Source organism: Stenotrophomonas sp. HMWF023 (genome assembly GCF_003060985.1).
GTDB classification, from domain to species: Bacteria; Pseudomonadota; Gammaproteobacteria; order Xanthomonadales; family Xanthomonadaceae; genus Stenotrophomonas; species Stenotrophomonas lactitubi.
In genome coordinates, this window is record NZ_QAIJ01000049.1 from 1 (window position 1) to 7,874 (window position 7,874).

Sequence of the window (7,874 nt, forward strand, 5' to 3'; positions counted from 1 at the left end):
CGCGACTGCCGCTGCGTCCGCTGCTGTGGCAATGGGCACAGCGCAGCCGCCACTGGCAGGCGTTGGATGAGCGCCTGCGCGGGGCCTCGGTGAAGCTGCTGCGCTGGCCGGATTTCCGCGTGCTCGGCCACGATCACGATGGCTTCCGTCTGTGTTCGCTGCTGCTCAAGCGTGCCTGCACAGTGGACGAATGCGCGATGCTGCTGGATCTCCCCGCCGCCGCCGTGCGCGATTTCATCCACGCCGCCTACCTGTGTGGCTATGCACAGCTGCAGGTCGCGCCTACCGCACCGCTGGCGGGCGCACGCGCCAGTACTGCCGACACCAGCCTGCTCGCACGCCTGTGGCGCACGCTGCGCGGGAGTGACCGCGATGCGTGAGCACAAGGTGGTGGTGCTCGGCGGCATGGGCAGCGGCAAATCGACCTTGGTACGCAGCATCGCCGCCGGTGCCGTGGTCGACACCGATGTGGCCAACAGCGACCGCGCGGGTGCGGACAAGGCGTCGACGACGGTGGCGCTGGACTACGCCGATATCGACCTGCCCAACGGCGAGCGCCTGCGTCTCTATGGCACGCCCGGCCAGCAGCGCTTCGATTTCCTGTGGCCGATCCTGCTGCAGGGCGCGCGCGGTGCCGTGCTGCTGCTGGATGCGCGCCGGGCCGGGGTGGCCGCCGAGCTGGATGCCTACCTGCAGGTGCTGCGCCCGTTCGGTCCGGCATTGGCGCTGGTGGTGGCGGTGACCCATCTTGACCAGGTGCCGGCAGCGGCACTGGATGACTGGGCCGATCGCGCCCGGCTCGATGGCCAGCCGCTGCCGTTGCTGGCAGTGGATGCGCGTGATCGCGAACAAGGACTGCTGCTGATGGACGTACTGATGAGCGAAATGGAAGCGCATGCACTGGTGGCCGCACATGGCTGATGGACAAGGCGCACCGTTGCCGGACGCGCAGCAGCGTGAGCGCCTGCAGCCGTTGCTGCAGGACCTGCAGCAACGGGTGGAAGGAGTACGGACCGTGGTGCTGGCCAGCGTCGATGGCTTTGCCCTGGTCAGCGCCGGTGCTGAGGGGCGCGGTGAACGCCTGGCGGCGATGACCAGCGCGATGCTGGCCCTCGCCGCGGCGGTAGGGCGCGAGCTGGCTCTGGGCGATCTGCAGACGCTGATGCTGGAGGCTGCTGGCGGCAAGGTGCTGATGCTGGCCATCCAGGCCGAAGGACGAGCACCGTTGCTGCTGATGGCGGCCTGCGACCAGCGCAGCGTGATCGGTCAGGTGCTGTGGCAGAGCAGGGAATGTGGCCAGGCGATCCTGGCCGAACTCAGCGGATCGTGAGCCCGGCCGCAGGGGAACGAGGGGCTCGAACCAACATTGAGAGGGGTGCAACGTGGCTGGATTGAATGATTCGTTGACTGCACTGATGGGCATCGATGGCGCGCAGGCCGTGGCGCTGGTCGACTACGAGAGCGGCATGTTGCTGGGTGAAGCCGGTTCGGGCATGGACATGGAAGTGGCTGCCGCCGGCAATACCGAAGTGATCCGCGCGAAGATGAAAACCGCCGCCTCGCTCAACCTCAACGATGGCATCGAGGACATCCTGATCTCGCTCGGAAAGGCGTACCACATCATGCGCCCGGTGGCGAAGAAGAAGGGCCTGTTCTTCTACATCGTGCTGGACCGGACCAAGTCCAACCTCGCCCTGGCGCGGCGCAAGGTGCAGGACGTGGAGGCCGAACTGGCGATCTGAGCCGGGTCGGTGGGGACGTCCCTGGCTGCTGCACGGCACGCCAGGGATCGTTCCGGTGCGATGTCACGTCGAAGGCAGCAGGAGCGTGCGTATGAACGTCAGCGCCTGCTTGTCGCGCGCAGCGAAGTATCTGGGCGCGTGCAGGGGAAGCCAGGTTTCGTTGAAGTGCCGGCGGAAGTCTTCGTAGAGCTCGTTCGGATAGAGCTTTGCCTGCACGTTGCGGCCGTCTGGATAGCTGTGCTCATAGGTGTCGAAGGTGTTGGGCTCGATGCCCTTGTGATCGCGCAGCCATCTGCAGAACAACCGCCCCTCGGAGATGTCCGGCACCAGCTCCTGCGGCAGCGTATAGCCTGCCTGCTCCAGTGGCGCGATCAGGTTCAGGGTCAGCTCGTTCAACATCGAGAAGTGCGTGTAGGGCACTTTCGAGCGGTTCTGCATGTAGCGGTCGATGTGGGCAGGCATGACCGCGTTCGCCCGGCCCTGCTGCCATTCCACCACCCACTGCGACACCTTCACCGCGAATTTTCGCGACAGCCACTGGCCGAGATTGATGGCCAGGTAGGGGTGGATCCAGGTGCCCTGCATCGCTGCATTGCCCCCGGACACCACATGGATGAGCTGGTCCTCTGCCAGACCGGTCTGCGTGGTCAACTCCTCGATGAACTCGCCGGTCGATTTCAATGCGCGGTAGTCGGACCAGCGCTTGCCGACGGACTGGCAGAGCGCTGTCGCGCTGATGTAGCCGTCGCGTACCCGTTGCGGGATTACGTTGCCTTCCTCCATGCGTGGGATCAGGGTCATTTGCTGCATGCGTCACTTCATGCCGTTATGGGCCTGAAAGAGTAGGCAATGCAGTCGCCCGGGGTCTGTAGGAATGGTTGCGTTTGTCTGGTTCTCTGAGGCAGCAGCAGCCGAGCGCGGCTCGGCTCTACACAAGCTACCCCACGCCAGCGTATGGTGAGGTCGGTTCCCCCGGATACGTCGTGCATGTCCGATCCTGTCACTGCAACCGAATTGGCACCGCGCATCGCTGATGCGATCCGTGATGGCTTCGAGGACTATCACGCGCGATTCGCCGCGATCTCGGCGCGTGCCCGCGTGCGTTTCCAGCAGCGCGACTGGGCAGCGGCGCGGCACGATGCGGTGGAGCGCATCGCCCTTTACGACCAGTGCATCGCCGAGCAGATGGATGCACTGCGACGGCTGGCCGGTGACGCCATCAGCGAACGCGCGCTGTGGCTGCAGGTGCACGCGCACTACAGCGCCCTGCTGCAGGGCCTGATCGACGCCGAGCTGTACAAGACCTTCTACAACACCCTGTCGCGGCGTCTGTTCGCCATCCGCGGCGTGGATCCGGAAGTGGAGTTCATCGCCTTCGATGTCGAGCCCTCCGATGCGATCACCCATCCGGTAGCGCGGCATACCTATGCCGTCTCGCCGACGCGGCCGGTGGAGGCGCTGCAGCGGGTGCTGGCCGACTACCGCTTCGATGTTCCGTATGCGCACCAGCTGCGCTGTGCCGCCGCCATCGCCGTGCGCCTGCAGGATGATCTGGCGCATTGGGGCGACACACCGGTGCGCAGCATCGAACTGCTCGATACCGTGTTCTACCGCGAGCGTCGCGCTTATCTGGTCGGGCGCGTGTTCGGCGAACACCGCTTCTCACCTTGCGTGATCGCGCTGGTCAACGACGACCAGGGCCTGCGCGCCGATGCCGTGCTGACCCGGCGCCGCGATGTGGCCCACCTGTTCGGCGTGTCACGCAGCTATTTCCAGGCCAACCTGGCCACCGTTGGCGATGCGGTGGTGTTCCTGCGCAGCCTTTTGCCGGGCAAGCCGATCGATGAGATCTACACCGTGCTCGGACGCGCCAAGCAGGGCAAGACTGAGCGCTACCGGACGTTCTTTCGCCACTTCAATGAACACCCGAACGAGCGCCTGGCGCATGCCGAAGGCACGCCGGGCATGGTCATGGCGGTGTTCACCCTGCCCAGCTATCCGCTGGTGTTCAAGCTGATCCGCGACCGCTTCGCCTGGCCCAAGGCGATGTCGCGGCAGCAGGTGGAGGAAAAGTACGCGCTGGTGTTCAACCTCGATCGCGTCGGCCGCCTGCTCGATGCACAGCCCTACCGGCACCTGCGTTTCCCGCGTGAACGCTTTGCCCCGGCGTTGCTGGACGAGCTGCTGCAGCAGTGCGCGCAGAGCGTGCGCGTGGATGGCGACGAAGTGGAGATCGCGTTGTGCTACGTGCAGCGTCGCTTCCGGCCACTGAACCTCTACCTGCGCGAGCAGGCCGGCGAGGCCGTGCGTGCAGCCGTACTCGACTACGCGCAGGCGATCACCGACATGGCGCGCAACAACATCTTCCCCGGCGACATGCTGCCGAAGAACTTCGGCGTGTCGCGCCACGGCCGTGCCGTGTTCTACGACTACGACGAGTTGTGCCTGGTCAGCGACTGCGTGTTCCGTGCCTGGCCCACGCCAAGCTCCGCCGAAGAAGCGATGGCCGACGAGCCCTGGTTCCATGTCGGCCCGCGCGATGTATTCCCGGAGAGGTTCGGGCCTTTCATGGGCTTGCCGGCGCAGGAGCTGGCAGCGGTACGCGAGCACTATCGGCATCTGTTCGACCCCGCCTGGTGGCAGGGGCTGCAGGCGCGCTTTGCGGTGGGTGATTATCCGGACACGCCACCCTATTCGGCTGCGCAGCGGTTGGCGTGATCGGCTGTGCCGACGGCGGGGAACTGGGGTAATCTCGGCACTTTCATCACCAAGGATCGGGCCATGATGCGTTCTCCGCTGTTTCTCGCCTTCGCGCTTGCGATCGGCACGGCTGGCTCCCTGCTCAGCACTGATGCCGCAGCGCAGAGCACGCGCGCGGTGCGTGCCACCGCCGAAGCCAGCATGGTCTTGACCGGCAACATCGATGTCGCCGCAGATGGCGCGGTCAGCGGCCTCGTACTCGACCAGCAGGCATCGATCGCGCCTGCCATCGCTGCGTTCGTGGACGGCACGATCCGCAAGTGGCAGTTCGAACCCACCCTGGTGGACGGCAGGCCCGTGGCGAAACATGCACCGTTGCGCGTGCGCCTGCTGGGCCGGCCCGGGGCCGACGGCAACACGGAAGTGCGCATGACCAGCGTGGACTTCAGCGAATATGACGACAAGGCCACCGATGCGGTGACCGCCGAGCAGGTGCGGCCTCCGCGCTATCCGGAAGCGGCTTTCCGCGTCGGTGCACAGGGCGAGGTGATGCTGCTGGTCAAGATCGACCGTGACGGTGCGGTTGCCGATGTCGTCGCCGAACAGGTGAACATGGGCGTGGTCGCACCCGAACACGTAATGAAGAAGATGCGCGACATGCTGGCCAAGGCCAGCATCAGCGAGGCCCGCAAGTGGACGTTCACGCCGCCGACCTCCGGTGAGGACAAAGGCCTGGCGTTCTGGACCGTGCGCGTGCCGGTCACCTTCGCGCTGAGCGAGAAGGGCAGCAAGCAACCGCCCAGCCCCTACGGACGCTGGCAAGCCTACATTCCCGGCCCGCGCCAGCAGGCTCCGTGGCGCACCACCGAGGATGCCGCGCAGGTCGGCAGTGACCTGTTGCCGGCCGGCGGCGTGTACATGGTCGACAGCGCCACCCGCGGGCTGCGTCTGTTGACCCCGCTTGCCGAGCAGTGATGTCGGCCAACCGACCCCAGGTTGCATCGGCCTGGGCGTCAGACTTCATCGTCTTCATGCACAAGGAGTGGCTGTGATGCGTTCTTCTCTTTTCCTCGCGCTGGCCCTTGCGGTGTCTGGCGGTGCGGTGCTGATCGATACCGCCGCTGCGCAGACCGCGCGCGAGGTTCGCAGGCAGGCAGAGGCCAGCATGACTCTCAGCGGCGTCATCGACATCGGCCGCGAAGGCCAGGTTGAAGGGTTCCAGCTCGACCGTCGCGAAAAAGTCGATGCGGGTATTGCCGGTTTCGTGGAAAACACCGTGCAGGGCTGGCGTTTCGAACCGGTGCGGGTCGATGGCAAGCCCGTGCAGGCACGCACGGCGGTTCGCCTGCGGCTGATGGCCGACAACCCGGACGAAGGTAGCATGCGTGTGCGGCTGGTCGATGCCAATTTCAGCAAAGCAGGTGGCAAGCGCGAGGTCAGCACCGACAAGGTGACCAGCGAGAGACTGCGCGCGCCGGAGTACCCACCGCAGGCGTTGACCATGCAGGGCGAGGGCACGGTCATGTTGATGGTCAAGGTCGGCCGTGATGGCACGGTGGCTGATGTGATCGCTGAGCAGACCAATCTGACTGTGGTTGGCACCGCACGCGTGATGAGCCAGCTGCGCGATATCCTGGCCAAGGCCAGCGTCAGGAACGCGAAGCGTTGGACGTTCACCCCGCCCACCACTGGCGAGGCAAAGGATCGCGAGTTCTGGACCGTGCGGGTACCGGTGCGATTCGCCTTCGAGGATTCGCGCGAGCGCTACGGGCGCTGGGCCGCCTACATTCCAGGCCCGCGTCAGCGGGCGCCGTGGAAGACCGGCGAGGAAACCCAGGTCGCCGGAACCGACCTGCTGCCCGAAGGTGGTGTGTACATGGTCGGTCGCGCGCAGGAAGGCCCACGCCTGCTGACCCCGCTGGGCTGATGTGTCATTGCGGGATGCGCCGGCTCTGTCCCGGCGCATCCCGCTTGAATCGAGGTGCTCAATCGGCGTGCGGGTACACCACGACCCGGTTGCGGCCCTGTTCCTTGGCCAGGTACAAGGCCTTGTCGGCCAGGCGCAGTGCCTGTTCCGGATCCGTGTGGAAACTGGGGAAGTGGGCCACGCCCAAGGACACGGTGATCGTGCCCACCGGAGCGAAGGGCTCGTCGGCGATGGCCTGGCGCAGGCGCTCGCCGGTCTGCCGGGCCGCTTCGACGCCAACGCCCGGCAGCAGCACCAGGAACTCCTCGCCGCCGGCGCGGCACAGCACGTCGGTATCGCGCGAATGGCGGCGCATCTGTTCGGCGATATGCACGATGGCCGCATCACCGACGTCGTGACCGTGGCTGTCGTTGATCGACTTGAAGCGGTCGATATCCAGCGTCAGGATCGCAAACGGCAGGGCCTGCGCCTGCAGTGCGTCGAGCGCCTGCTGCAGTCCGCGACGATTGAGCAGGCCGGTCAGCGGATCGGTGCGGCTGGCCCGGTTGAGCGTGCCGATCCGATCCTGCAGCGCATTGAAGCTGTACAGCACGGCCTGTTTCAGCTGCGCCACTTCGAAGTACCAAGCTTGGATGCCATTGACGTGGCTGATCGCATTGCCGGTGTCTTCGCCATCCTGCACGTTGCGCGCCAGCTGCCACAGCGGCAGCGAAATGCGCCGTGCGAACCACCAGGTGATCAGCAGCGACAACACGCCCAGCGGAATGGCATTCCAGATCACCGCCGACATCAGCCGTGACAGCGGCTGCAGCGTCGCCTCGGTCGGGCGCTGCGCGACGATGCCCCAGCCGGTTGCTGCGACGGGCGCGTAACCGGCCAGCATCGCCACCTTGTGGTTGTTGCGCACCTGCTGTGCACCGCGCTGGCCGCGCATCACTGCTTTCACGGCCGGGTTGTTCAGCGCATACGTGCCCACTTCCTTGGGATTGTTGTGGTAGATCATGCGGCCATGGCGGTCCACCACGTACAGGTAGGAGCCGTCGCGGTAGTAATGCGTACCCAGCAGGGTGTTGAGCGCACTGCGCTGGCGCAGGTACAGCGTGCCGCTGACATAGCCACGGTACTGGCCGCTGCGGTCGAATACCGGGTGCGATATCGAGATCAGCAGCTTGCCGGTGGCCGACTGGTAGGGATCGCTGATCATCGGCTCGCGCCGCTCGAGCGCCGCCTTGCTGCCAGCGCTGCGCAGGATCTCGCCCTGCAGCTGCAGGCTCTGCGGCGAGGTCGCGATCACCCGCCCATCGCTGGCCACGACCAGCGAAGAATTGAAGCTGCTGGACTGCAGTTGCAGGCGGCTGGCTTCATCCTGCGCCTGGGCCGGATCCATGTCGCTGTTGCCAAGCCGGGTGGCGGCATAGGCCAGCTGCTGCTGCGCGGCCAGCAGGAAGTTCTGCGTGGTCTCGGCGAGCTTGGTGGCATACACACGGTTGGCTTCCAGGGTGTTG

Annotated in this window: 8 protein-coding genes and 1 pseudogene; 7 read left to right on the top strand and 2 right to left on the bottom strand. The window is 65.8% G+C overall.

All coding sequences use genetic code 11. The annotated features are described in order from the left end of the window. The 4 genes and pseudogenes from DBR20_RS02045 to DBR20_RS02060 all read left to right on the top strand — a co-directional run. Positions 1-380: pseudogene (locus DBR20_RS02045) on the top strand (hypothetical protein); the annotation flags it as partial. Then, positions 373-921, top strand: a complete 549-nt coding sequence (locus tag DBR20_RS02050) for an ATP/GTP-binding protein (RefSeq protein ID WP_089237316.1) — start codon at positions 373-375, stop codon at positions 919-921. The pseudogene DBR20_RS02045 and the gene DBR20_RS02050, both read left to right, overlap by 8 nt. Next, positions 914-1,330 (top strand): roadblock/LC7 domain-containing protein, encoded by a 417-nt coding sequence (locus DBR20_RS02055; protein WP_032976421.1) that lies wholly within the window; start codon positions 914-916, stop codon positions 1,328-1,330. The genes DBR20_RS02050 and DBR20_RS02055 overlap by 8 nt, the downstream gene beginning before the upstream one ends. A 52-nt stretch (positions 1,331-1,382) precedes the next feature. Then, positions 1,383-1,742: a hypothetical protein gene (locus tag DBR20_RS02060; RefSeq protein WP_025878601.1), complete on the top strand. Its 360-nt coding sequence runs from the start codon at positions 1,383-1,385 to the stop codon at positions 1,740-1,742. Positions 1,743-1,805: 63 nt separating this feature from the next. Here DBR20_RS02060 and DBR20_RS02065 read toward each other — a convergent pair whose 3' ends face one another. Then, a complete protein-coding gene (locus tag DBR20_RS02065) occupies positions 1,806-2,552 on the bottom strand; it encodes a KilA-N domain-containing protein (protein ID WP_108265017.1) in 747 nt (248 codons plus the stop codon). 177 nt (positions 2,553-2,729) lie between these two features. Here DBR20_RS02065 and aceK point away from each other — a divergent pair, with 177 nt between their 5' ends. The 3 genes from aceK (at position 2,730) to DBR20_RS02080 (ending at position 6,369) form a co-directional block, all read left to right on the top strand. Beyond that, positions 2,730-4,460, top strand: coding sequence for a bifunctional isocitrate dehydrogenase kinase/phosphatase (aceK, locus tag DBR20_RS02070; RefSeq protein ID WP_108265018.1), 1,731 nt, complete (start codon positions 2,730-2,732; stop codon positions 4,458-4,460). Positions 4,461-4,523: 63 nt separating this feature from the next. Beyond that, complete coding sequence (locus DBR20_RS02075; protein WP_108265019.1) at positions 4,524-5,417, top strand: energy transducer TonB; 894 nt, start codon at positions 4,524-4,526, stop codon at positions 5,415-5,417. Positions 5,418-5,493: 76 nt separating this feature from the next. Beyond that, positions 5,494-6,369, top strand: a complete 876-nt coding sequence (locus DBR20_RS02080; protein WP_308812591.1) for an energy transducer TonB — start codon at positions 5,494-5,496, stop codon at positions 6,367-6,369. Positions 6,370-6,427: 58 nt separating this feature from the next. Here the strand turns inward: DBR20_RS02080 and DBR20_RS02085 are convergent. After that, on the bottom strand, positions 6,428-7,874 hold a 1,447-nt coding region (locus DBR20_RS02085), incomplete at its 5' end, for a sensor domain-containing diguanylate cyclase (protein WP_108265021.1).

Bases quoted from the DNA above. Each gene is read 5' to 3' on its own strand.
- DBR20_RS02050 (WP_089237316.1), top strand. From the start codon at position 373: ATGCGTGAGCACAAGGTGGTGGTGCTCGGCGGCATGGGCAGCGGCAAA.
- aceK (WP_108265018.1), top strand. From the start codon at position 2,730: ATGTCCGATCCTGTCACTGCAACCGAATTGGCACCGCGCATCGCTGAT.
- DBR20_RS02080 (WP_308812591.1), top strand. From the start codon at position 5,494: ATGCGTTCTTCTCTTTTCCTCGCGCTGGCCCTTGCGGTGTCTGGCGGT.
- DBR20_RS02065 (WP_108265017.1), bottom strand. From the start codon at position 2,552: ATGCAGCAAATGACCCTGATCCCACGCATGGAGGAAGGCAACGTAATC.
- DBR20_RS02055 (WP_032976421.1), top strand. From the start codon at position 914: ATGGCTGATGGACAAGGCGCACCGTTGCCGGACGCGCAGCAGCGTGAG.
- DBR20_RS02075 (WP_108265019.1), top strand. From the start codon at position 4,524: ATGATGCGTTCTCCGCTGTTTCTCGCCTTCGCGCTTGCGATCGGCACG.